We start from the raw sequence: 22,030 nt of genomic DNA on the forward strand, positions 1-22,030 counted from the left end.
GCGAGGTCCACCTAGGCTCTGGGCCATGAAGAAGCTTCTGGCCGCGATCGTTGCCTGCTGCTGCGTCAGCCTCACCGGATGCGGCGACGACGAGCCCGCGAAGTCCGACGACAAGCCGTCGGAAACGGTCGAGCCCACGCTCACCCGCGACGAGGTCATCAAGCAAGGCGACGCGATCTGCGCGGCCAGCAACGAGAAGATCGACGCGGCCAACGACAACTTCATCAACCCGGAGGAGCCCACCGAGGCGGAGTTCCGGGTCGCGGTCACTGACGTCGTCATCCCCGAGATCAGGAGTCAGATCACGGACCTGCGGGCGCTGAAGGCGCCGGCCGACGACGTCGCCACCATCGCGTCGATGCTGGCTGCTCTCGAGACCGACCTGGCCACCCTCGAGACCGACCCGCTGGCCCTGCTCCAGGACACCACGTTCGCCGAGGCGGACGAGATCGCCCAGGACTACGGCTTCCTGGTCTGCGGCACCGGCTGACGACGAGTGGTCACTCGCCCGTCGGGACGATCGCTGAGATCACCGTTCCGTCGGCCCGCTGGATTCCTGCCGGGTACGGCGGCTCGCCCTCCAGGCGCGGTCCCTGGTGCTTCAACGGCAGGGTCACCGGCGCACCTGCGCCGACGGTCACCAGTTCCGAGCGCACGGAGAAGGTCACCGGGTCCGAGCCGTCCTCGATGAACAGTTCGAGCTCCTCGGGGCGGACCGTCACCCGCACGCGGGTGCCGTGCAGGGTCACCCGGTAGACGAGGGACGACCAGTCGTCGGGGAGCCGCGGATCGATCTGCCACTGCTGGTCACCGGCGGAGGGGCCGATGTCGCGGAATCCGCCGAACCCTGAAACCAGGGCGCTCCACACGCCACCGGTCGAGGCGACATGCACCCCGTCGGCGGTGTTGTTGTGGCGGTCGTCCAGGTCGACGTACAGGGCAGAGACGAAGTAGCGCAGCGCGAGTTCGTGATAGCCGACCTCGGCCGCGACGATCGACTGCATCACCGCGGACAGCGTCGAGTCGCCGGTGGTGATCGGGTCGTAGTAGTCGAAGTCCGCCTTCTTCTGCTCGGGCGTGAACTCCTCGCCCTGCAGGAACAGCGCGAGCACGACGTCGGCCTGCTTGAGCACCTGGAACCGGTAGATCACCAGCGGGTGGTAGTTCAGCAGCAGCGGCCGCTTCTCCAGCGGCGTGTTCTCGAGGTCCCACATCTCGCGCTCGAGGAAGTGCCCGTCCTGCGGGTGGATGCCGAGGAACTCGTCGAACGGGATGAACATCCCCTGCGAGCAGTCGGCCCATTCCTGGGGCTCCTCCGGAGTCAACCCGGTACGACGAACGAGGGCCGCGTGCGCCTCGGGGTCGTCGCGCTCCAGCTCCCACACCGCCCGGGCCGCGCGACGGAGATTGAACCGCGCGAGCACGTTCGTGTAGAGGTTGTCGTTGACGACGGTCGTGTACTCGTCGGGCCCGGTGACGCCGTGGATGTGGAACGTGCGCCGCGACTCGTCGCGCCAGAAGCCCAGATCGGCCCACAGGCGGGCGGTCTCGACAAAGATGTCGACGGCCGCGTTGGCCAGGAATTCCTCGTCACCGGTGGCGCCGACGTACTGGCTCAGGGCATAAGCGATGTCCGCATCGATGTGGTACTGCGCGGTGCCGGCGGCGTAGTAGGCCGAGGCCTCGTGGCCGTTGATGGTTCGCCACGGGAAGAGCGCGCCCTTCTGGGAGAGCTCGCGGGCGCGGGCGCGTGCGCTGTCGAGCAGCGCGTGCCGGAAGCGCAGGGCGTTCCGGGCGGCCCACGGGATCGTGTAGGTGAGGAACGGCATCACGTAGATCTCGGTGTCCCAGAAGTAGTGGCCGCCGTACCCGGAGCCGCTCACTCCCTTGGCGGCGATGCCGCGACCTTCGGCGCGTGCCGAGGCCTGCAGGATCGAGAAGAGGTTCCACCGGATCGCCTGCTGGATGGCGGGCTGGCCGGGCACCTCGACGTCGGCGCGCTGCCAGAAGTCCGCGAGCCAGGCCTCCTGCGCGGAGTACTGGTGGGCGATGCCCTCCTCGTGTGTCCGGTCGAGGGTGCGTTCGCAGCGGTCGATCAGCTCGCGCGGCGGCACCGTCTCGGCGGTGTGGAAGGAGACCACCTTGGTGAGCTTCACGGTGATCCCGGGCTCGGCGGCGACGCGGTAGATCACCTTCGCCATGTCGTCCTCGGAGTGCACGCTCATCGAGGTGTGGGCGACGGTCTCCAGGGTGTGGTCGGCGACCACACCGATCGTCATGCCGCTCTGGGCCGTGCGGTAGCCGAGCTTGATCCGCCCGGTGTTCGGGTCGGCGTCGTGCAGGCGGGGGATCAACACCCGGCCCTTGAACGACTCCGCCTTGCGGGGGTCCGCGCCGGCGCCGGCGTCACCGTCGTTGGACGGGGCCTCGGGCTCGATGTCCTGCCGGTTGATCAGTTGGGAGGAGATCGCCAGCGACGCGCGTTCGTCGAGGAGGGTCACTTCGAAAGTGAGGACGGCGAGGTGCCGTTGCTCGAGCGGCACCATCCGGGTGCTCCGCACCTGCACCCGCTTGCCGCCCGGGGTGCGCCAGATCAGTTCGCGGGTGAGGACGCCGGTCCGGAAGTCGAGTGCGCGTTCGTACTCGATGACGTCCGCGGCCGACAGCTGCAAGGGCTCGTCGTCGACGTACAACCGGATCACCTTGGGATCGGGGACGTTGACGATCGTCTGCCCGATCCGGGCGAAGCCGTAGGCCTCCTCGGCGTGGGAGATCGGCCAGGTCTCGTGGAACCCGTTGATGAAGGTGCCGTCGAGGTGGGCGTCGCGGCTCTCGGAGTAGTTGCCGCGCAGGCCGAGGTAGCCGTTGCCGACGGTGAAGAGCGACTCGGTGGTGCCGAGGTCGGCGCCGCAGAAGCGGGTCTCGACGAATCGCCATTCGTCGACGGGGAAGCGAGTGCGGTCGAGCGGGTCGGAGACCGGTGGCGCCTTGTGGGAGGGGCCGGGGCCGTCGGCGGCGTTCATCAGGACTCCTCCAGCAACTGGTCGAGATCGGTGACGACGAGGTCCGCGCCGGCCTCGACCAGGGCGTCCGGCCCAGCGCCGCGGTCGACGCCGATCACGAGTCCGAAGGCGCCCGCGCGTCCCGCGGCCACACCGCTGGTGGCGTCCTCGAGCACGACCGACCGCGCATCGGTGGCACCGAAGTGGGCGGCGGCGTAGGAGAAGGTGTCGGGTGCTGGTTTGCCCGGCAGGCCCAGTTCGGCGGCCAGCCCGCCGTGGACGATGATCCCGAAGTAGTCGGTCAGTCCCGCGGCAGCGAGCACGGCCGGTGCATTGCGGGACGACGACACGATCGCCATCGGCTTGCCCCGTCGGTGCAGGTCCTCGACGAGGGCGACCGATCCCGGATAGGCGACGACGCCATCGGTGGCCAGCACCTCGGAGAAGACGTCGTTCTTGCGGTTGCCCAGGCCGCACACGGTGTGCGCGCTGGGCGGGTCCTTGGGCGAGCCCTCGGGAAGCGTGATGCCGCGGGACGCCAGGAAGGCCCGCACGCCGTCGTACCGCGGCTTGCCGTCGACGTGGTCGAAGTAGTCCTGCTCCGTGTACGGCGGATAGGCGATGCCGTCCGTCGCGGACTGCTCGACGAGGAAGGCGCTGAACATCGCCGCCCACGCGTGCATGTGCACCTCGGCGGTCGGTGTCACCACCCCGTCGAGGTCGAAGAGCACGGCGTCCCAGTCATCCCAGCGCACGGTGTGATCAGCCACCCGGTCAGGCTAGCCGCCAGCGCCGAGCACATCGGTTTCGCGCGTGTCACGAATCGTCTGGTGGAATGGAGCCATGCGTCGTCTCCCCCTCGTCGGTCCCGTGATCGGGCCGGTGTTCGACCCCATCTTCGGACCGCTCAAGCAGCGCGTCGGCATCTGGCTCCTGAACCGCACCATGCGCAACGGCATCGACCTGCGCAAACTGCGCTTCCTGCCCGACTCCGTGACCCTGCCGCTCAAGCGCGACGGCCTCGACCCGTTGCCTGCGTTGATGGACGTCCAGGCCGAGGCTCCGGTCAAGAAGCTCGCCGACATGTTCGGTAAGACCGTCTGGCTGGTCAGCGGGTACGACGAAGCCCGCGATGTCCTCGCCGGGGACGCGGCGTCGTGGTCCAACGACCTCGGCCAGTTCGTCTCCCAGGAGGGCAAGTCCGACGAGGAGCAGATCGGCGGCCTCGGCATGATCGACCCGCCGCTGCACACGCAGTTGCGGAAGTACCTCACCCCCGAGTTCACGATGCGCCGCCTCGCGCGCCTGCAGCCCGGCATCGAAACGATCGTCACGCAGCGCCTGGATGCGATGGCCGCGGCCGGAGCCAACGGTCAGTCCGTTGACATGGTGCAGGAGTTCGCGTTCGCCGTACCGTTCGACGTCATCTGCGACCTGCTCGGCCTGCCGGTCGACGACCGGTCGCGGTTCCTCGAGCTCGGCGTCGCGCGCTTCGACCTGACCGAGGGGGGAGCGGGTGCGTTCGGCGCGGCCGCCCACACCCGTGAGTTCCTGATCAACGCGGTGCGTGAGCAGCGCAAGAACCCCGGTGACGGCCTGATCGGTGCACTCCTCAAGGAGCACGGCGACGAACTCGACGACGTCACCCTCGGCGGCATTGCCGACGGCGTCTTCCTCGGCGGCTACGAGACCTCGGCCAGCATGCTCGCCCTGGGCACGTACCTGATCGCGACCACTCCCGAGGCCGGCCGGATGCTCCGTTCGGACCCCGACTCGGTCGACCGGGTCGTGGAGGAGCTGCTCCGCCACCTGTGTGTCGTCCAGCTCGCCTTCCTGCGGTTCGCGAAGACCGACGTCGTCGTCGGCGGCGTGAAGATCAAGGCCGGCGACGCGGTGGGCGTCTCGCTGCTCGCCGCCAACCGCGACCCGAAGCTCGGCGAAGGCCTCGGCGACTTCGACCCGACCCGCGAACCCACCCGCCACCTGGCCTTCGGCTGGGGCATGCACCGCTGCGTCGGGGCCGAACTGGCCCGGATGGAGCTGCGCACCTCGCTGCGGATGCTCGCCGAGCGCTTCCCCGACCTGAGCATGGCCGCGGACATCTCCGCCCTGGAGTTCCGCAAGCTCTCGGCCGTGTACGGCGTCGAGGCGCTGCCGGTCCACCTCAACGGCAGTGACCGGGAGTCCGTCACCGCCTGATCGCCAGCCGGTCGTGGGGACGTAAACAAACAGTCATGCTTGACTGTTTGTGAGTTGGGGTCCATGCTGGCCTGGTGTCGACCCCTGCCGTGACTCGTGTGCCCCAGGAGGAGCGCACGCGCGCCATGCGGCAGCGGCTGATGGAAGCCACCGTCGACCTCCTCGTCGAGAAGGGCTTCGGCGGTACGACGACCACGCTCGTCTCCGAGCGGGCCGGCGTCAGCAGGGGTGCCCAACTGCACCACTTCCCGACCAAGAACGACCTCGTCGTCGCGGCGGTCTCCCACCTCACCGAGATCCGCGGCGAGGAACTGGCTGCGGCAGCGGCACAACTGCCCCGTGGCAAGAACCGCACCCGCGCCGTCGTCGAGATGCTCGGGGAGCACTTCGCGTCGCCGGTCTTCGCAGCCGCCCTCGAACTGTGGGTCGCGGCGCGCACCGATGCCGCGCTGCTCGAAGCCGTCGGACCGCTCGAGGAGCGGGTCGGCCGCGAGACGCACCGGCTGACGGTGCAGCTGCTCGACGTCGACGAGGCCGCGCCCCGGGTGCGCGAACTCGTCCAGGCGACCCTGGACCTCGTCCGTGGTCTGGGCCTGGCCAACACGCTCGGTGACGACGCCCGTCGTCGTCGCCGGATCCTCACCGAATGGGCGCGCACGCTCGACGAATCGCTGGGTTTCGAGGCTCGCTCCGCTCGCACCTCAACCACCGGGAGAAAAACATGACTGTCCTGGACGGCGTGATCGCCGACCTCACCGCCGAGGGGGACCAGCTCCGCGCCGCGGTCGCGGGTCTCGACGCCGACGGCTGGACCACGTTCACTCCCGCCGAGGGGTGGACCGTCGCAACCACGATCGGCCACCTGCTCTGGACCGACGAGGTGGCCGTGCTGGCTGCCGGTGCGTTGACCGACGAGGGCAAGCAGGCCTGGGACGCCGTCGTACTCCAGGCGATCGACGACCCGACCGGGTTCGTCGACAAGGGCGCGTTGGAGCTCGGTGCCCTCGCACCGAACGACCTGTTGGCCCGCTGGGACGCCGGCCGGGTCGCACTTCCCGAGGCGCTGCGCGCCCACCCCGACGGCGCGAAGATGCCGTGGTTCGGTCCGCCGATGTCGCCCACCTCGATGGCGACCGCCCGATTCATGGAGACCTGGGCGCACGCACTCGATGTGTATGAAGCCCTGGCGCTCGCCCCGGAGGTGACCGATCGGATCCGCCACGTCGCCCACATCGGCGTCCGCACCCGCAACTACTCCTTCATCAACAACGAACTCCCGGCGCCGACCGACGAGTTCCGCATTGAGCTGACCGCGCCGAGCGGCGAGCTCTGGACGTGGGGCGCGGAGGACGCGCCCCAGAGTGTGCGCGGCTCCGCGTACGACTTCTGCCAGCTCGTCACGCAGCGCATCCACCGCGACAACACGGACCTGGTCACCGTCGGCACCGACGCCGAGAAGTGGCTGACCATCGCGCAAGCCTTCGCCGGTCCCGCCGGCGGCGGAAGGGACCCGAAGTGACCGACCCGCTCCGCATCGCCAACTGTTCCGGTTTCTACGGCGACCGCCTCTCCGCGCTGCGTGAGCAGATCGAGGGCGGCGACGTCGACGTCGTCACCGGCGACTACCTCGCCGAGCTGACCATGCTGATCCTCGGCATGGACACGCTCCGCGACGCCGACCTCGGCTACGCCCGTACGTTCGTCCGCCAGGTCGAGGACACCCTCGGGCTCGCGCTCGACAAGGGCGTGAAGATCGTGAGCAACGCGGGCGGTCTCAACCCGGCCGGCCTTGCCGCCCGGTTGCGCGAGACCGCGGACAAGTTGGGCCTGGACGCGAAGATCGCCCACGTCGAGGGCGACGACCTCCGCGGCGCCAACCTCTTCGAGGGTGCGCTGACCGCCAACGCCTACCTCGGTGCCTTAGGCATCGCCTCTGCCCTGACCCACGGCGCGGACGTCGTCGTCACCGGCCGGGTGACCGACGCGTCCGTCGTCGTCGGACCCGCGATCGCCCATCACGGCTGGACTCCGACGGACTACGACGCCCTGGCCGGCGCCGTCGTCGCGGGCCACGTCATCGAGTGCGGCACCCAGGCCACGGGCGGGAACTTCTCCGGCTTCACCGACCTGTTCCGCGCCGGTGCGCCGATGGACAAGCCGCTCGGCTTCCCGATCGCGGAGATCGCTGCCGACGGCAGCAGCGTGATCACCAAGCACGAGGGCACCGGCGGCGCGGTCACGATCGACACCGTCACCGCTCAGTTGCTCTACGAGATCCAGACGACCCGCTACCTCAACCCCGACGTGACCACCCGGCTCGACTCGATCCAGCTCAGTCAGACGGACGCGGATCGGGTCCAGATCAGCGGCGTCACCGGCACGGCTCCGTCGGAGAAGCTCAAGGTCGCGGTCAACACGCTCGGCGGGTACCGCAACCAGGTCGAGTTCGTGCTCACCGGCCTCGACATCGAGGCGAAGGCCGCGTGGGTGCGCTCGCAACTGGACGACCAGTTCACCGCTGCCGAGATCGCGTGGATCCAGACGCCCGCGCGGACCGGCGACGCCGACACCGAGGAAGGCGCTTCGGTACTGCTGCGCTGCATCGGCAAGGACCCGGAGGCCGGACCGCTCGGCAAGCCCTTCACCGGGCCCGCCGTCGAGATTGCCCTGGCGTCGTACCCGGGCTTCACGATGACGACGCCGCCGCAGAAGCCCTCGCCGTTCGGCATCTACCGTCCCGAGTACGTCGACAGGTCGGCCGTGCAGCACACGGTGGTCCACGCCGATGGGACCCGCGAGGTGATCGCCGACCCGACGGAGTTCGTGGAGCAGATTGCCCCCGAAGAGCTCGACCCCACGCTCGGCCTGCGCCCGTCGCCGTACCCGGCACCGACGGACACCATGACCCGGCGGATGCCGCTCGGCACCTTCGTCCACGCCCGCTCGGGCGACAAGGGCGGCAACGCGAACCTCGGCCTGTGGGTGAAGAACGACGGCTCGCCGAAGTACGCCGATCGCGTGCAGTGGCTGGCCAAGATGTTCAACCCGCGCAAGGTCCGCGAACTGGTGCCGGAGGCCAAGGACCTCGACCTCGAGGTCTTCGTGCTGCCGAACCTCGGCGCCGTCAACATCGTGATCCACGGTCTGCTCGGCGACGGCGTCGCCGCCTCGACCCGTTTCGACCCGCAGGCCAAGGGCCTCGGTGAATGGGTCCGCAGCCGGATCGTCCACATCCAACAAGATCTCGTCTAGGGGACAGCATGCGATGGACCGAGGAGCGCCAGGCGCTCAAGGAGTCGGCGACGGAGTTCGCGCGCCGCGAGATCATCCCCGGCCTGCAGGAGTGGGAGGACGCTGGCGAGCTGCCGCGCAGCCTCACCCAGGCAGCCGCGAAGGCCGGCATGCTCAGCGTCGGCTACCCCGAGTCGGCCGGGGGCGACGGCGGCGACCTGCTCGACGGCTGCGCCCTCCAGGAGGGCCTGATGGAGGCCGGTGTGTCCGGTGGCCTGATGGCTTCGCTGTACACGCACGGCATCTCGGTGCCGCACATGATCGCCCACGGATCGCCGGACCTGATCGAGCGCTACGTCCGCCCGACGCTGGCCGGTGAACTGATCGGCTCACTCGGCATCACCGAGCCCGGCGGCGGCTCCGACGTCGCGCGGATCACCACGAAAGCGGTGCGGGACGGTGATGACTACGTCATCAACGGCGCCAAGACCTTCATCACCTCGGCCGTCCGCGGCGACTTCGTCGTCACTGCCTGCCGGACCGGCGGCCCCGGCCACGGCGGCATCTCGCTGATCGTCGTCGACAAGGGCACGCCCGGCTTCACCGTCCAGCGGTCACTGAAGAAGATGGGCTGGCACTGCTCCGACACCGCCGAGCTGTCGTACGTCGACGTACGGGTCCCCGCCGCGAACCTGGTCGGCGAGGAGAACCAGGCGTTCTACTACATCGCCGAGCAGTTCGTCGTGGAGCGGATCTTCCTCGCACTGATGGGCTACGGCCACGCGAAGCGCTGCCTGGACCTCGCGGCGCAGTACTGCCGCGACCGGGAGACCTTCGGCAAACCGCTGATCAGCAACCAGGTGGTCCGCGCCAAGCTCGTCGAGATGCACCGCCAGGTGGAGGTCGCACGGACCTACACGCTCGACGTCGCTGCCCGGCACATCGCCGGCGAGCAGGTGATCGCCGAGGCGTGCCTGGCCAAGCAGACCGCGGTCGACACCGCGGTCGACGTCAGCAACGAAGCGGTGCAGCTGTTCGGCGGCGCCGGCTACATGCACGGCACCGAGGTCGAGCGGCACTACCGCGACGCCCGACTGCTGCCCATCGGTGGCGGCGCGACCGAGGTCCTCACCGACCTGGCCGCGAAGCTCCTCGGGTACGCCAGCTGATGGGCCTCCTCAAGCCGCTCGGCGGCGAAGTCTCCGTGACCATGGCCGCGCCGCCCGAGAAGGTGTGGGCGCTGGTCAGCGACGTCACCCGGATCGGCGAGTTCTCGCCCGAGACGTTCGAGGCGGTGTGGACGCACGGTGCCACCGGTCCCGCCGTGGGTTCCCGGTTCAAGGGGCACGTGAAGCGCAACGGTGTCGGGCCGACGTACTGGACGCCGTGCACGGTGACGAAGGCCGTGGAGCCCGGTGCCGACGGGACGGGCGTCTTCGAGTTCGCGGTCGGCCTCGACAAGAACCCGATGAACACCTGGGGCTACCGACTCGAAGCGGACGGCGACGGGACCCGGGTCACGGAGTACTTCCGGCTGACGCCGGCGATCTACCTGCGTGCGTACTGGCTGGTTCTGGGCCAGCTCCGCAGCAGGACCAACGAGCGCGGCATGCGCACGACTCTCGAGAGGATGAAGGCGGTGGTGGAGTCATGACGACGGCCCCGGAGATCACGGACCGCAGGGAGTCGATGCAGGCCAAGATCGACGACCTGCACGTCGAGCAGACCAAGGCGGTCGAGGCCGGCGGCAAGTACATCGCCCGCCACCACGCGCGCGGCAAGCTCACCGCCCGCGAGCGGATCGAGCTCCTCGTCGACGAGGGCTCGGCCTTCCTCGAGCTGATGCCGCTCGCCGGTTGGGGCAGCGACTTCGCGGTCGGCGCCTCGATGGTCACCGGCATCGGCGTCGTCGAGGGTGTCGAGTGCATGATCATCGCCAACGACCCGACGGTGAAGGGCGGTGCCCTCAACCCGTGGTCGTTGAAGAAGTCGTTCCGCGCGGCCGAGATCGCCGAGCAGAACTTCCTGCCGTCGATCAACCTCACCGAGTCCGGCGGGGCCGACCTGCCGACGCAGAAGGACATCTTCATCCCCGGTGGGCGCGGCTTCCGCAACCTCACCCGCGCCTCGGCGCGCAAGCAGCCCACGATCTCGGTGGTGTTCGGCAACTCGACCGCCGGCGGCGCGTACGTCCCCGGCATGAGCGACTACGTGATCATGGTCAAGGAGCAGGCGAAGGTCTTCCTCGCCGGCCCGCCGCTGGTCAAGATGGCCACCGGTGAGGAGTCCGACGACGAGAGCCTCGGCGGCGCCGAGATGCACTCGCGGATCTCCGGGTCCTCCGACTTCCTCGCGGTCGACGAGTACGACGCCATCCGGCTCGCGCGGCGCACGGTCGCTCGGCTCAACTGGCGCAAGGGCGGCACCCCGCCGACCGTCGTGGACTACGCCGAGCCCGACCTCGACCCCGAGGACCTGCTCGACCTGATCCCCACCGACCTCAAGGAACCGTTCGACCCGCGCGACGCGATCCTGCGGATCGTCGACGGGACCGACGCCACCAACGACCTCGCTTTCGACGAGTTCAAACCGCTCTACGGTTCGTCGCTCTGCGTCGGCTGGGCCCGGCTGCACGGCCGCGAGATCGGCATCATCGCCAACGCCCGCGGCGTGCTGATGAGTGAGGAGGCCCAGAAGGCCACCCAGTTCATCCAGCTGGCGAACCAGAAGGACACCCCGCTCCTCTTCCTGCACAACACCACGGGCTACATGGTCGGCAAGGAGTACGAGCAGGGCGGCATCATCAAGCACGGCGCGATGATGATCAACGCGGTCTCCAACTCGACCGTGCCGCACCTGACGGTGATCATGGGGGCGTCGTACGGCGCCGGGAACTACGGCATGAACGGTCGCGCCTACGACCCGCGCTTCCTCTTCACCTGGCCGTCCGCGAAGTCGTCGGTCATGGGTCCGGCGCAGCTCGCCGGTGTCCTCGAGATCGTCGCGCGCGAGTCCGCGGAGAAGAAGGGCGAAGTCTTCGACGCCGAGGGCTTCCTTCCGATCAAGCAGATGGTCGAGCAGCAGATCGAGGAGCAGTCCCTGCCCTACGTCCTGTCCGGCATGGTCTACGACGACGGCGTGATCGACCCGCGGGACACCCGCACCGTCCTGGGCATCTGCCTGTCCGTGATCGACAACCAGCCGATCGAAGGCGCCATGAACTTCGGCGTCTTCCGGATGTGAGGGCCTCCATGACCACGATCAACCGAATGCTCGTCGCCAACCGCGGCGAGATCGCCCGCCGGGTGTTCCGCACCTGTCGCGACCTCGGCATCGAGACCGTCGCCGTCCACTCGGACGCCGACGCGGGGATGCCCTTCGTGCTCGACGCGGACATGGCCATGCCGTTGTCCGGCAACACTCCGGCCGAGACGTACCTCCGCGGCGACCTGATACTCGACGCCGCGCGTGCGGCGGGTTGCGACGCGATCCACCCCGGCTACGGCTTCCTGTCGGAGAACGCCGAGTTCGCTCGCGCGGTGGCCGACGCCGGTCTGATCTGGATCGGGCCGGCTCCCGACTCCATTGAGCGGATGGGCTCGAAGATCGAGTCGAAGAAGCTGATGGAGGCCGCTGGGGTTCCGGTGCTCGGCAACTTCACTCCAGACACGGCGACTGCTGAGGATCTCCCTCTCCTGGTCAAGGCCTCGGCCGGAGGTGGCGGCCGCGGCATGCGGATCGTCACCCGCCTCGAGGACCTCGCCGGTGAGATCGCCAAGGCATCCGCCGAGGCGGAGTCGGCGTTCGGCGACGGCACCGTCTTCGTCGAGCCCTACGTCCAGCGCGGCCGCCACGTCGAGGTGCAGGTCGTCGGTGACGGTACGGACGCCGTCGTCTTCGGCACGCGCGACTGCTCGCTGCAGCGCCGCCACCAGAAGGTCGTCGAGGAGGCGCCGGCCCCTGGTCTCTCCGAGGCGACACGGGATGCCATCCACGAGGCGGCGCGCGCCGCTGCCACGTCGGTGGGCTACATCGGTGCTGGCACGGTGGAGTTCCTGTACGACCCCGAGAAGGAGTCGTTCTACTTCCTGGAGATGAACACCCGCCTCCAGGTCGAGCACCCCGTCACCGAGGCGATCTACGGCGTGGACCTGGTCGAACTCCAGATCGCTGTTGCCGAAGGTCGTGGGTTGCCTGAGGTCGGTGAGCCGCAGGGCCACGCGATCGAGGTGCGGCTGTACGCCGAGAACCCCGCCACCGACTATTCGCCGCAGACCGGCACGCTGCTCGACTTCGACATCGCGCACGAGGTCGAGTTCACCGGGTTCGGTTCCGCGACGTCGGGCGTCCGCCTCGATTCCGGGTTCGGTCCGGGCGACGAGGTCGGCACGTTCTACGACGCCATGCTGGCCAAGGTCATCGCCTGGGCGCCGACCCGGGAGCAGGCGGCTCGCGTGCTCGCGCGGCGTCTCGAGACCGCGTCCATCCATGGCCTGGTGACCAACCGCGATCAACTCGTTGCCTCGTTGCGGCACCCGGCCTTCGTCGCCGGGGACCTGGCGACCTCGTTCTACGACGACCACCCGGTGCTCCTGGAGCGAGAGTCGTGCGACGACCTCGCTCCGTTCATCGGTGCCGTCGCCCTCGCGGAGCACCGCCGGATCGGCGCCAGGGTGCAGAACCGGATCCCCGCCGGATTCCGCAACGTGCTCTCCCAGCCGCAGGTCACCCGCTTCGAGATGGACGGCGAAGAGATCGCGGTCGAGTGGTTCGGCGGGCGCGACGGTTATCGCCTCGCCGAGCCGGACCAGGTCCGTCCCGTCACGGTGCTCGAGGCCAGCCCGGACCTGGTCGTGATCAACCGCGGCGGCTGGACGACCCGGCACCGGGTCCGCATCCAGGGCAATGCCGTGCTGGTGGATTCACCGCACCGCGGCGCCACGCTGCGGATCGTGCCGCGGTTCGTGGACCCCGCGAGCCAGGTCGCCGAAGGGTCGCTGCTCGCGCCCATGCCGGGCAGCGTGATCACCGTCAGTGCGGCGGTCGGGGACGTCGTACAGAAGGGCCAGCCCATCCTCGTGATGGAGGCCATGAAGATGCAGCACACCATCGCGGCGCCGTACGACGGCACCGTCACCGAGCTGTCGGCGACCGCCGGTCAGCAGGTCGAGGCGGGCGCCGTTCTCGCCGTTGTGGAACCCACCGCCCAGGTTGTCGAAGAAGGAGAAAGCGCATGACGCAGACGATGTTCAGCGAGCCCGAGGAGCGCGTCGCCCTGCGCGAGGCGGTCAAGAAGCTGGCCAGCAAGTACGGCCGGGCGTTCGTCGAGAAGCAGGCCCGCGAGGGCGGCAAGATGACGGACATGTGGCTCGAGATGGGCCGCAACGGCTTCCTTGGCGTCAACATCCCCGAGGCGTACGGCGGCGGGGGTGGCGGCATGGCCGACCTGGCTGCGGTGCTCGAGGAGTCGGCCGCGGCCGGCGCCCCGCTGCTGATGATGGTGGTCTCGCCCGCGATCTGCGGCTCGATCATCACCCGCTGCGGCACCGAGGAGCAGAAGCAGAAGTGGCTGCCGAGCATCGCTGATGGCACCCACCTGATGGCCTTCGGCATCACCGAGGCCGACGCCGGCTCCAACTCGCACAACATCACCACCACCGCCACCCGCGACGGCGACAGCTGGGTGATCAAGGGCCAGAAGACCTTCATCTCCGGGGTCGACGAGGCCCAGTCGGTGCTGATCGTGTCGCGCACCGAGGACGCCAAGACCGGCAAGCTGAAGCCGGCCCTGTTCGTCGTACCGACCGATGCCGAAGGCTTCACCGCCCAGCCGATCCCGATGACGTGGCAGGCGCCCGAGAAGCAGTTCACGCTGTTCCTCGACAACGTCCGCGTGCCCGCCGACGCGCTCGTCGGCGACGAGGACGGCGGCCTCTGGCAGTTGTTCGCCGGCCTCAACCCCGAGCGGATCATGGGTGGTGCGTTCTCCTGCGGCATCGCCCGGTACGCGCTCGAGAAGGCGGTCGACTACGCCAAGGAACGCAGCGTCTGGAAGGACCAGCCGATCGGCGCCCACCAGGGCATCGCGCACCCGCTGGCCAAGGTGAAGATCGAGCTCGAGCAGGCCCGCCTGCTCTGGCAGAAGGCCGCAGCGCTGTACGACGCCGGCGACGACTTCACGGCCGGTGAGTACGCCAACATGGCGAAGTACGCCGGCGGCGAGGTCGCCTGCAATGCCACCGACGTCGCGGTCCACACCCACGGCGGCAACGGCCTGACGCAGGAGTACGGCCTCGGCAACATGCTGATCGCCGCCCGCCTGGGCCGGATCGCCCCCGTGTCGCGGGAGATGATCCTGAACTTCGTGGCCATGCACTCGCTGGGGTTGCCGAAGTCCTACTGACCTCGGAGGTCTCGAGGCTCCTCGCTGGCGCTCGTCGCACCTCAACCACCGACGCCCGGTGGTTGAGGTGCGAGCGCAGCGAGCCTCGAAACCCCCGGGCATATCGAGACGCGCCGCCGTGATGGGATCGACCCATGACCGGCGTGCTCGAAGGGTTCCTGACGATCGCGGTGGTGATCGCGCTCGGGGCCCTGCTGGCGCACCTCGGCATCGTCGACCTGCGCGGTCAGCGCAGCCTTTCGCTGACCGCGTTCTACGTCGCCAGCCCGGCGTTGCTCGTGACGGTGCTGGAGGACTCCGACCCGTCCGGCGTGCTGTCGGGACCACTGATCGCGACAGCGGCCGGAGTGGTGGTGACGGCGGGGATCCTGATCGCGGTGGCGGTCGTGCGCGGCATGGACTCCGGCACCGCGGTGATCGGCGCGCTCTGCTCGGCGTACGTCAACGCAGGCAACCTCGGCATCCCCATCGCCGCCTACGCGCTGGGTGACGCGGCGCTCGTCGTACCCGCCCTGTTGATGCAGTTGTTGTTCCTGCAGCCGTTGGCGCTGACCGTGCTCGACGTCGTGACCAGTCCTACGCGGCCATCGATCGGGAAGATCCTGTCGCGGCCGGCGAGGAACCCGCTGACCATCGCGTCCGTCCTCGGTCTGGTGCTGGCCCTCACCGACACCGAACTGCCCGGCGCTGTGCACGCGCCCCTGGAGCTCGTTGCCGGCATGGCGGTGCCCGCCATGTTGATCGCGTACGGCGTCGCGCTCCGTCTCGGACCACTGCCCGGTCGCGGCGTGAGCGCCCAGGCGCTCGGCACGGTCACGACACTGAAGATGGTCGTGCAGCCGGTGACGGCGTACGTCGTCGGGCGCTTCCTCGTGGGCCTCGACGACACCGACCTGTTCGCCGTCACGCTGCTCTCCGCTCTGCCGACGGCGCAGAACGTTTTCGTCATCGCGACCAGGTACGACCGCGGCATCCTGCTCGCGCGCGACGCCATCTTCGTGAGCACGATCGTGTCCGCACCGATCGCCGTCGTGATCGCCGCACTGCTCGCCTGAGGACGCGCTCCCGGGTTGACAGCACCCCATGCCGTAAGTTTCGGCCGTGGGAGTTGTTGGGGACCTCGATCGCGGCCAGCGCCGCCACTCGGTCTTTGGCTTCCCGCTGGCGGTCATCTACAAGTTCTTCGACGACCAGGGCAACTACCTCGCGGCGATCCTGACGTTCTACGCGTTCCTGTCGATCTTCCCGCTGTTGCTGCTCGCCACGTCGATCCTCGGCTTCGTCCTGGAGGGCAATCCGTCGTTGCAGCAACAGGTGCTCGACTCGGCGCTTGCCCAGTTCCCGATCATCGGTGACGCGCTTGGCCGCCCCAACGGTCTGCAGGGTTCGACCGGCGGCATCATCGTCGGTTCGCTGACGGCGCTGTACGGCGCGCTCGGCCTGGGCCTGGCCCTGCAGAACGTGCAGTCGGCCGCCTGGGCGGTCCCGCGCAACAGCCGCCCGCACCCGGTGATGACCCGGGTCAACAGCCTGTTCATCCTCGCTGCGGCGGGCAGCGCCATCTTCGCGATCTCGGTCGGGTCCGCCGTCCTCACCGAGACCCGGCTCGTCGGCGAACTCTCGCAGCACACCTGGTTCCACTGGCTGGTGCGCCTGATCACGGTGCTCATCGTCGGCTTCGCCATGACCGTGCTCCTGCGGATGGCGGCCGCCCGTGCGATCCGCGCCAACGTGGTCCGGGCCGCCCCCGGGGGTTACACGATCGCCGTGATGTGGCAGCTGTTGCAATGGATCGGAACGGTCTACGTCACCAATGTCGTCGCCAGCGCCGACCGCAACAGCATGACCGAGACGTTCGGCGTCGTCCTCGGCCTGATGGGCCTGCTCTACATCGGTGCCGTCATGGGTGTGCTCGGCATCGAGGTGAACGTCGTCCTCGCCCGCCGCCTCTGGCCCCGCGCCCTGCTCACCCCGTTCACCGACCAGGTTGACCTCACCGAGGCCGACCGCCGCGCCTACGCGATGTACGCCCAGATGCAGCGCCACAAGGGCTTCGAGACCGTCGCCGTCCGCTTCGACGGCCGCGACGGCGACAGCCACGAGATCCTGCTCGACCCGAAGACCGAAGAGATCATCAAGCAGCACATCCCCGGTGCCCCGCCCCGCCCCGAAGCGGCCGACGAGCCGACGATGCCGATCAACCTGCCGCCGTCCATCTGACCGCCTGGGTAGGGCCGCCGGACGTCATACGAATTGGTCGTTCGAGCAGCCAGAACGTATGACGTCCTGACTGTTTCCACAGCTGGGAATCGGTGAGGTGTGACGTGCCATCGTCTCGGGGAGACCCGTTCCCATGACGGCAGCACCTCGACCACGACCCGATGCACCGCATCCGATTCCTCGAAGCGGCCCGCTGAGGCTCCCGCGGTGGAACCCGGTGTTCACCCTGGCTGCGACGCAGGCGGGCGTGCTCTCGCGATCACAGCTCTATGGCCTCGGGGTCACCCGGGCAGAGGTCCGCGGGCACCTGCGTGCCGGGCGCTGGCGGCATCTGTCGGACCAGGCAGTCGTCGTTCACGCCGGACCGATGGACGAGCATGCCCACTTGTGGGCCGCGGTGCTGCAGGGCGGTCCGCGGGCACAGCTCGACGGGGTGGCGAGCCTGGTGGCGTCGGGACTGGAGCGCTTCAGCATCGGTCGGATCCGGGTGTCGGTGCCCCGAGGTGCTCGCGTGCGGCGCACCCGCCACTACGACATCCGCCAGACGCGGAGGTGGTCGCTGGCCGATGCGGCGGTGAGCGGGATCCCTCGTACGCGCGTGGCTGTTGCCGCCGTACGCGCAGCCCTGTGGGCGCAGAGCGACATGCAGGCGGCGCTGGTCCTCACCATGGTGGTGCAGCAGGGGTTGGCGACCGCGGCGCAGCTCGGCGACGAAGCCCTCCGCATCCGGCGCGACAAGCGACGGACGCTCGTCCATGTGACCGTGGGGGACCTTCTCGACGGCGGCCGGGCGCTCGGCGAGCTCGAGGTGGCGCGCGAGCTGCGCCGGCGCGGTCTTCCGGCTCCCGAGCAGCAAGTGCTGCGGAAGGACAGGCGAGGCCGCTACTACCTCGACCTCGCGTGGCCCGGCCTCGGCGTCGTGGTGGAGATCGATGGCATCCACCATGCCTGGGCGGAGAACATCGTCGGTGATGCCCTCCGGCAGAACTCGCTGGCTCTCACCGGCGACGTCGTCCTGCGCATGCCCTTGCTCGGACTCCGCCTGCAGCCCGAGGACTTCTATGCCCAGATCGCCGAAGCACTGACTGCAGCCCAGCGGCGGCAGTCTGCGGCCTGAATCCGCCGGACGTCATACGAGTTGGTCGCCCGAGCAGCCAGAACGCATGACGTCCCGCGGTCAGTCGGCGAGCAACAGCTCCTGCAGCCGGGCGATGACGGAGTCGTCGAGCCCCAGCCCTTCGCGCAGGTACGACGACCGGGCGCCGTACTCGCTCTCGACTGCCGCGAGGGCGGTGCGCAGGTAGGCGACGTCGGCGACGAAGACGGGCTCGTAGACGGCGACACCGTCCTCGCCCAGGTGCGCGACGATCTCGGCTTCGGTGCGGGCGCGGCTGGCGGCGGTGAGGGCGTTCGTGAGCAGGTAGTCACTCTCGATCGTCGGGTCGTCGACCCCGGCGATGTGCAACAAGATGGCGGCCAGCCAGCCGGTGCGGTCCTTGCCGGCGGAGCAGTGGAAGAGCTGCGGGCCGCCGGTCGCGAGCTGGCGCAGGGCGGCTCCGAAGGCGTCGCGCGACTTGGGCTCCGTCACGAAGGCGCGATAGACCTCGTTCATCAGGTCGACGGCGCCTTCGCGGGTCTCCAGGCCGGCGACCTTCTCCATCGGGATGCCGATGGCATCGAAGTGCAGGGCCTCGGCGCCGGGCACGGCGGGGTCGGGGTGGATCGAGATCTCGACCTCGGAGCGGAGGTCGAGGATCGCCCGCAGGCCGATGTCGGCGATGGCGGCGTGGTCCTCCTCGGCGAGCCGGAGGTCGTTGCTGCGGAAGAAGACGCCGGTGCGCACCTGGCGTCCGTCGCGGGTCGCGTAGCCGGAGCCGGCGACGTCGCGGAAGTTGTCGACCGACGCCAGGCGGAGGAGCTCGCGCTCCTCGTCACCGGGCGTGGGCACGGGGCGCTCACTCATGGAACCGACGCTACCGGGGCCGTCCACGCCCTAGAGTCCCGGCCATGACCGACGACGCATTGAGCGACTTCGAGCCCGGCACCTTCACTGCGGACGGCGTCACGCATCCGCTCTACCGGGCGGGCACCGGCCCGGCCGTGATCGTGATCGCGGAGATCCCGGGCATCACGCCCAAGGTCGCGAGCTTCGCCCGGCAGGTGCGTGACGCGGGCTTCTCGGTGGCCATGCCCAGCCTGTTCGGGGCGCCCGGGCACGATCCGAACGATGGACTGCTGGGTGCGGTCGCGTTGACCACCAGGGCGCTCGGTCGCGTCTGCATCAGTCGTGAGTTCAACCTGCTCGCCAGCAACAGGACCTCGCCGGTGGTGGCGTGGCTCCGCGCCCTCGCCGAGCACGAGCACGAGCGCTGCGGCGGCCCGGGCGTCGGCGCGGTCGGCATGTGCCTGACCGGTGGCTTCGCGCTGGCGATGGCCACCGACGAAAGACTCCTCGCGCCCGTCCTCTCCCAGCCGTCGCTCCCGCTGTCACCCAGGGGCCGGCGTGGCATCGACATCTCGCCCGAGGACCTGGCCATCGTCAAGGACCGTTGTGCAGCGGGCCTCCAGGTGATGGGCCTGCGGTTCCGCAGCGACCGGCTCGTTCCGGACAGCCGGTTCGCGTTCCTGCGGGAACAGCTCGGCGACGCGTTCGTCGGTGTCGAGCTCGATGACGAGGACGCCAACCCGGACGGCCTGTTGCCGCCGCACTCGGTGTTGACCGAGCACCTGATCGACGAGCCCGGCACCCGCACCCGGCAGGCGCTGGACGACGTACTCGCTCTCTTCAGAGCGAAGCTGCAAACCCCAACTCGGGCGTGACAAACCCCAACTCGGGCGCGACAAACCCCAACTCGCGCTAGCGGGGCGGGAGGGGGAAGAAGGAGGACGTGCGGGAGGCGTACTCGACGTACGCCGGCCGCTGCATCATCGTCCGCTCCAGCAGCTTCACGCCGGTGACGGAGACGAGGAACCAGGTCACCGCGATCGGCGCGATGAGCGTGGCCAGGCCGGCGACCCAGCCCGACGCCAGGCCGCCGACCAGCCACACTCCCCACCACACGCAGGCGTCACCGAAATAGTTCGGGTGCCGCGTGTAGCGCCACAACCCGCTGTCCAGAACCGCGGGCCGGGTCTCCTTCGGCAGGGCCTTGTAGGCAGCCAGCTGGGCATCGCCGACGGACTCAAAGGCCAGACCGACCAGCCACACGACTCCGCCGGCGACAACAAGGGGCCAGCACCAGACGCCGCTGACCGCGCCGACGGCGACGGGCAGCGCGATGAGCGACATCACCGCGCCCTGCACGCCGAAGACCTTGCGTACGGCGACGCCCATCCCGACCTCGCTGAGCGGACCGCCGAGGACGGCCAGGTAGCGAGGATCCTCGCCGTGGTCGGGAGCGCTGCTGCGGCGATGGATGTGCCACCCGAGCCGCAGCCCCCACACACCCACGATCACGACGAGGAAGACGGTGCGGGGTCCCTCGCCCGCACCGAGCGCGGTCGCCAGCAGCGCGCACGCTGCGGCGATCACGACGAAACCCAGTCCCCACGCGGCATCCACGACCACGACGCGACCCTGGCGACGCGCGACGAGAGCCGTCACGGTCATCACGGCCGCGGCAGCCAGGACCGCCGTACCGATGGACAGGGCCACTTGTACCGGGTCGGACATCACCAGCTCCGCGTCCAGTGCAGCGAGTGATCCGCGCCGGGGCGCACCATGAGCATCTGGTCGACGCCCATCCGACCATCACGGAACGCCATCGAGCCGCCGACGAGGTAGAGCCGCCACACGCGGACGAGTTCCTCGCCGACGAGCGCAGTGATCGCCTCGACATTGGCCTCGAACCGCTCCAGCCAGCCCGCGACGGTCAGCACGTAGTGCTCGCGCAGGGCGTGCACGTCGCGCACCTCCAGGCCGGCTTCCTCGAGCAACGCAACCGTCGCGCCTACGGGACGCATGTACATGTCCGGGGCGATGAAGGACTCGATGAACGGGCCGCCACCGGGCCATTTCCCGGTGCGCGACATCTGCTGCACGAGCACCCGCCCACCCGGTCGTACGGCGTCGTGGAGCACCTTCGCGTACGTCGGGTAGTTCTTCTCGCCGACGTGCTCGCCCATCTCCAGCGACGCGACGGCGTCGTACTCCGCACCCCGCAGGGGTACGGCGTCGCGGTAGTCGCAGAGCTGGAATTCAACGCGGTCCGACAACCCACGGCGGCGCGCAGCCGCTTCCGCGAAGCGTTTCTGCTCCGCGGAGATGGTCACGCCGACCACGCGCGCACCGAACTGCTCGGCGGCATGCAGCGACAGCGATCCCCAGCCGCAGCCGACATCGAGCAGGCGCATACCCGGCTCGAGGCCGAGCTTGCGGCAGACCAGGTCGAGCTTGGCGTTCTGTGCTTCTTCGAGCGGCGCGGTCGGGGAGGAGTGGTAGCCGCTCGAGTACGCCATCGTCTGCTCGTCGAGGATCAGCGAGTAGAACTCGGCCGTCGTGTCGTAGTGGTGGCTGATCGCCCTCCGGTCGCGGCCCTTGCTGTGCAGGCGGCCGCCCAGCTGGGCCTGGGTGGCCGGCGGTGCGGGCGGGCGACCGAGCAGGTCGAGGCCGATGGCGGCCCTCACTGCGCCGGCGATCGCCTTCAGTGAGGGACGACGACCGGAGAGGCCGCGTTCAGCGGCGACCGCGAACGCATGGGTCAGGGCGGCGTCGAGGTCGCCGTGCACCTCGAGCTCACCGGTGACGTAGGCCTGCGCCGCACCCAATTCACCCGGGTGCCAGAGCAGGCGCCGCAGGGCGTCGGGCGAGCGGAGCTCGACGACCGGTCCCAACTCGGGACCGGCCGCAGAGCCGTCCCATGCGATGAGGCGCACAGGAAGATCGCCGCCGATGAACGGCCGCAGGGCTTCGGCCAGCCGGGAGGCGATACCCCCCGGTGTCGCCTCCCGGCTGTGTTCCCGGGTGCTGCTCACG

At 69.4% G+C, this 22,030-nt stretch carries 19 protein-coding genes; 14 read left to right on the top strand and 5 right to left on the bottom strand.

The window, feature by feature from the left end; translation table 11 throughout:
* Nucleotides 1–25: 25 nt before the first annotated feature.
* The gene (locus tag HRC28_RS03370) at nucleotides 26–490 is read left to right on the top strand and encodes a hypothetical protein (protein ID WP_182378783.1); all 465 of its coding nucleotides are present in this window, start codon (nucleotides 26–28) and stop codon (nucleotides 488–490) included.
* Nucleotides 491–500: 10 nt separating this feature from the next.
* Here the strand turns inward: HRC28_RS03370 and HRC28_RS03375 are convergent, their stop codons facing one another.
* Nucleotides 501–3,023, bottom strand: a complete 2,523-nt coding sequence (locus HRC28_RS03375; RefSeq protein ID WP_182378784.1) for a glycoside hydrolase family 65 protein — start codon at nucleotides 3,021–3,023, stop codon at nucleotides 501–503.
* Nucleotides 3,023–3,772 carry an HAD family hydrolase gene (locus HRC28_RS03380; RefSeq protein ID WP_237111679.1) on the bottom strand — a complete coding sequence of 250 codons (750 nt, stop codon included), beginning with the start codon at nucleotides 3,770–3,772 and terminating at the stop codon, nucleotides 3,023–3,025. Before HRC28_RS03380 ends, HRC28_RS03375 begins: the two co-directional genes overlap by 1 nt.
* 73 nt (nucleotides 3,773–3,845) lie before the next feature.
* On the opposite strand from HRC28_RS03380, the gene HRC28_RS03385 reads away from it, so the two are divergent.
* The 12 genes from HRC28_RS03385 to HRC28_RS03440 all read left to right on the top strand — a co-directional run bounded on the left by HRC28_RS03385 (nucleotide 3,846) and on the right by HRC28_RS03440 (nucleotide 18,172).
* On the top strand, nucleotides 3,846–5,201 hold the full coding sequence (locus HRC28_RS03385) for a cytochrome P450 (RefSeq protein ID WP_202033212.1): 1,356 nt from the start codon (nucleotides 3,846–3,848) through the stop codon (nucleotides 5,199–5,201).
* Nucleotides 5,202–5,275: 74 nt separating this feature from the next.
* Nucleotides 5,276–5,926 (top strand): TetR/AcrR family transcriptional regulator, encoded by a 651-nt coding sequence (locus tag HRC28_RS03390; RefSeq protein WP_237111680.1) that lies wholly within the window; start codon nucleotides 5,276–5,278, stop codon nucleotides 5,924–5,926.
* Nucleotides 5,923–6,720, top strand: coding sequence for a TIGR03084 family metal-binding protein (locus tag HRC28_RS03395; RefSeq protein ID WP_182378785.1), 798 nt, complete (start codon nucleotides 5,923–5,925; stop codon nucleotides 6,718–6,720). The genes HRC28_RS03390 and HRC28_RS03395 overlap by 4 nt, the downstream gene beginning before the upstream one ends.
* The gene (locus HRC28_RS03400; protein WP_182378786.1) at nucleotides 6,717–8,453 is read left to right on the top strand and encodes an acyclic terpene utilization AtuA family protein; all 1,737 of its coding nucleotides are present in this window, start codon (nucleotides 6,717–6,719) and stop codon (nucleotides 8,451–8,453) included. Before HRC28_RS03395 ends, HRC28_RS03400 begins: the two co-directional genes overlap by 4 nt.
* A gap of 8 nt (nucleotides 8,454–8,461) precedes the next feature.
* Nucleotides 8,462–9,601, top strand: coding sequence for an acyl-CoA dehydrogenase family protein (locus HRC28_RS03405; protein WP_182378787.1), 1,140 nt, complete (start codon nucleotides 8,462–8,464; stop codon nucleotides 9,599–9,601).
* Nucleotides 9,601–10,086 carry an SRPBCC family protein gene (locus HRC28_RS03410; RefSeq protein WP_182378788.1) on the top strand — a complete coding sequence of 162 codons (486 nt, stop codon included), beginning with the start codon at nucleotides 9,601–9,603 and terminating at the stop codon, nucleotides 10,084–10,086. Before HRC28_RS03405 ends, HRC28_RS03410 begins: the two co-directional genes overlap by 1 nt.
* A complete protein-coding gene (locus HRC28_RS03415) occupies nucleotides 10,083–11,675 on the top strand; it encodes an acyl-CoA carboxylase subunit beta (protein WP_182378789.1) in 1,593 nt (530 codons plus the stop codon). Before HRC28_RS03410 ends, HRC28_RS03415 begins: the two co-directional genes overlap by 4 nt.
* 8 nt (nucleotides 11,676–11,683) lie before the next feature.
* On the top strand, nucleotides 11,684–13,669 hold the full coding sequence (locus tag HRC28_RS03420) for a biotin carboxylase N-terminal domain-containing protein (RefSeq protein WP_182378790.1): 1,986 nt from the start codon (nucleotides 11,684–11,686) through the stop codon (nucleotides 13,667–13,669).
* Nucleotides 13,666–14,835 carry an acyl-CoA dehydrogenase family protein gene (locus HRC28_RS03425; protein ID WP_182378791.1) on the top strand — a complete coding sequence of 390 codons (1,170 nt, stop codon included), beginning with the start codon at nucleotides 13,666–13,668 and terminating at the stop codon, nucleotides 14,833–14,835. Before HRC28_RS03420 ends, HRC28_RS03425 begins: the two co-directional genes overlap by 4 nt.
* A gap of 134 nt (nucleotides 14,836–14,969) precedes the next feature.
* On the top strand, nucleotides 14,970–15,890 hold the full coding sequence (locus HRC28_RS03430; RefSeq protein WP_182378792.1) for an AEC family transporter: 921 nt from the start codon (nucleotides 14,970–14,972) through the stop codon (nucleotides 15,888–15,890).
* 46 nt (nucleotides 15,891–15,936) lie between these two features.
* A complete protein-coding gene (locus HRC28_RS03435; RefSeq protein WP_182378793.1) occupies nucleotides 15,937–17,055 on the top strand; it encodes a YihY/virulence factor BrkB family protein in 1,119 nt (372 codons plus the stop codon).
* 217 nt (nucleotides 17,056–17,272) lie between these two features.
* Nucleotides 17,273–18,172: a hypothetical protein gene (locus HRC28_RS03440; RefSeq protein ID WP_182378794.1), complete on the top strand. Its 900-nt coding sequence runs from the start codon at nucleotides 17,273–17,275 to the stop codon at nucleotides 18,170–18,172.
* 60 nt (nucleotides 18,173–18,232) lie between these two features.
* Here HRC28_RS03440 and HRC28_RS03445 read toward each other — a convergent pair whose 3' ends face one another.
* Nucleotides 18,233–19,018, bottom strand: a complete 786-nt coding sequence (locus HRC28_RS03445) for a tyrosine-protein phosphatase (RefSeq protein WP_182378795.1) — start codon at nucleotides 19,016–19,018, stop codon at nucleotides 18,233–18,235.
* A 44-nt stretch (nucleotides 19,019–19,062) separates the two neighbouring features.
* Here HRC28_RS03445 and HRC28_RS03450 point away from each other — a divergent pair, with 44 nt between their 5' ends.
* Entirely contained in the window at nucleotides 19,063–19,875 is an 813-nt protein-coding gene (locus HRC28_RS03450) for a dienelactone hydrolase family protein (RefSeq protein ID WP_182378796.1), read from the top strand.
* Nucleotides 19,876–19,912: 37 nt separating this feature from the next.
* On the opposite strand, the gene HRC28_RS03455 is transcribed toward HRC28_RS03450, so the two are convergent.
* Nucleotides 19,913–20,728, bottom strand: coding sequence for a DUF1295 domain-containing protein (locus HRC28_RS03455; protein ID WP_182378797.1), 816 nt, complete (start codon nucleotides 20,726–20,728; stop codon nucleotides 19,913–19,915).
* Complete coding sequence (locus HRC28_RS03460) at nucleotides 20,728–22,029, bottom strand: cyclopropane-fatty-acyl-phospholipid synthase family protein (RefSeq protein WP_237111681.1); 1,302 nt, start codon at nucleotides 22,027–22,029, stop codon at nucleotides 20,728–20,730. The genes HRC28_RS03455 and HRC28_RS03460 overlap by 1 nt, the downstream gene beginning before the upstream one ends.
* Between the last annotated feature and the right edge of the window lies 1 nt (nucleotide 22,030).

It is taken from the genome of Nocardioides sp. WS12 (assembly GCF_014108865.1).
In the GTDB taxonomy this organism is placed as follows: Bacteria; Actinomycetota; Actinomycetes; order Propionibacteriales; family Nocardioidaceae; genus Nocardioides.

What these genes read in the sequence shown, in the direction of transcription:
- HRC28_RS03370 (WP_182378783.1), top strand. Translation starts at nt 26, where the DNA reads ATGAAGAAGCTTCTGGCCGCGATCGTTGCCTGCTGCTGCGTCAGCCTC.
- HRC28_RS03375 (WP_182378784.1), bottom strand. Translation starts at nt 3,023, where the DNA reads ATGAACGCCGCCGACGGCCCCGGCCCCTCCCACAAGGCGCCACCGGTC.
- HRC28_RS03385 (WP_202033212.1), top strand. Translation starts at nt 3,846, where the DNA reads ATGCGTCGTCTCCCCCTCGTCGGTCCCGTGATCGGGCCGGTGTTCGAC.
- HRC28_RS03395 (WP_182378785.1), top strand. Translation starts at nt 5,923, where the DNA reads ATGACTGTCCTGGACGGCGTGATCGCCGACCTCACCGCCGAGGGGGAC.
- HRC28_RS03405 (WP_182378787.1), top strand. Translation starts at nt 8,462, where the DNA reads ATGCGATGGACCGAGGAGCGCCAGGCGCTCAAGGAGTCGGCGACGGAG.
- HRC28_RS03410 (WP_182378788.1), top strand. Translation starts at nt 9,601, where the DNA reads ATGGGCCTCCTCAAGCCGCTCGGCGGCGAAGTCTCCGTGACCATGGCC.
- HRC28_RS03415 (WP_182378789.1), top strand. Translation starts at nt 10,083, where the DNA reads ATGACGACGGCCCCGGAGATCACGGACCGCAGGGAGTCGATGCAGGCC.
- HRC28_RS03420 (WP_182378790.1), top strand. Translation starts at nt 11,684, where the DNA reads ATGACCACGATCAACCGAATGCTCGTCGCCAACCGCGGCGAGATCGCC.
- HRC28_RS03425 (WP_182378791.1), top strand. Translation starts at nt 13,666, where the DNA reads ATGACGCAGACGATGTTCAGCGAGCCCGAGGAGCGCGTCGCCCTGCGC.
- HRC28_RS03430 (WP_182378792.1), top strand. Translation starts at nt 14,970, where the DNA reads ATGACCGGCGTGCTCGAAGGGTTCCTGACGATCGCGGTGGTGATCGCG.
- HRC28_RS03445 (WP_182378795.1), bottom strand. Translation starts at nt 19,018, where the DNA reads ATGAGTGAGCGCCCCGTGCCCACGCCCGGTGACGAGGAGCGCGAGCTC.
- HRC28_RS03450 (WP_182378796.1), top strand. Translation starts at nt 19,063, where the DNA reads ATGACCGACGACGCATTGAGCGACTTCGAGCCCGGCACCTTCACTGCG.
- HRC28_RS03455 (WP_182378797.1), bottom strand. Translation starts at nt 20,728, where the DNA reads ATGTCCGACCCGGTACAAGTGGCCCTGTCCATCGGTACGGCGGTCCTG.